We start from the raw sequence: 1,381 nt of genomic DNA, 5'->3' as shown, positions 1-1,381 counted from the left end.
GTTCGGCGGCGTCCTACTCTCCCACAGGGTCCCCCCTGCAGTACCATCGGCGCTGTGAGGCTTAGCTTCCGGGTTCGGAATGTAACCGGGCGTTTCCCTCACGCTATAACCACCGAAACACTATGAAACTGACAACCGCACCACGCTCTGTGACAAACGTGGGGTTGTTCGTGGTTTCAGAACCAACACAGTGGACGCGAGCAACTGAGGACAAGCCCTCGGCCTATTAGTACCGGTCACCTCCACCCATTACTGGGCTTCCAGATCCGGCCTATCAACCCAGTCGTCTACTGGGAGCCTTACCCCATCAAGTGGGTGGGAATACTCATCTCGAAGCAGGCTTCCCGCTTAGATGCTTTCAGCGGTTATCCCTCCCGAACGTAGCCAACCAGCCATGCCCTTGGCAGAACAACTGGCACACCAGAGGTTCGTCCGTCCCGGTCCTCTCGTACTAGGGACAGCCCTTCTCAATATTCCTGCGCGCGCAGCGGATAGGGACCGAACTGTCTCACGACGTTCTAAACCCAGCTCGCGTACCGCTTTAATGGGCGAACAGCCCAACCCTTGGGACCGACTCCAGCCCCAGGATGCGACGAGCCGACATCGAGGTGCCAAACCATCCCGTCGATATGGACTCTTGGGGAAGATCAGCCTGTTATCCCCGGGGTACCTTTTATCCGTTGAGCGACGGCGCTTCCACAAGCCACCGCCGGATCACTAGTCCCGACTTTCGTCCCTGCTCGACCCGTCGGTCTCACAGTCAAGCTCCCTTGTGCACTTACACTCAACACCTGATTGCCAACCAGGCTGAGGGAACCTTTGGGCGCCTCCGTTACTCTTTAGGAGGCAACCGCCCCAGTTAAACTACCCATCAGACACTGTCCCTGATCCGGATCACGGACCCAGGTTAGACATCCAGCACGACCAGACTGGTATTTCAACGACGACTCCACAACCACTGGCGTGGCTGCTTCAAAGTCTCCCAGCTATCCTACACAAGCCGAACCGAACACCAATATCAAACTGTAGTAAAGGTCCCGGGGTCTTTCCGTCCTGCTGCGCGAAACGAGCATCTTTACTCGTAGTGCAATTTCACCGGGCCTATGGTTGAGACAGTCGAGAAGTCGTTACGCCATTCGTGCAGGTCGGAACTTACCCGACAAGGAATTTCGCTACCTTAGGATGGTTATAGTTACCACCGCCGTTTACTGGCGCTTAAGTTCTCAGCTTCGCCAAACCGAAGTTTGACTAACCGGTCCCCTTAACGTTCCAGCACCGGGCAGGCGTCAGTCCGTATACATCGCCTTACGGCTTCGCACGGACCTGTGTTTTTAGTAAACAGTCGCTTCTCGCTGGTCTCTGCGGCCACCCCCAGCTCAGA

At 56.3% G+C, this 1,381-nt stretch carries 2 rRNA genes (1 of these 2 only partly in view); both read right to left on the bottom strand.

Annotated features, from left to right (window positions below):
- Positions 1-117, bottom strand: a 5S ribosomal RNA gene (gene rrf / locus ACZ7OY_RS44580).
- Between the two features lie 89 nt (positions 118-206).
- A 23S ribosomal RNA gene (locus tag ACZ7OY_RS44575) occupies positions 207-1,381 on the bottom strand; its annotated part runs 1,384 nt beyond the window's last position; the annotation flags it as partial.

This window comes from Streptomyces sp. NPDC107559 (genome assembly GCF_055657365.1).
Note: the sequence above shows the minus strand (reverse complement) of the source record. Positions and strands in the feature narration are given on the sequence as shown.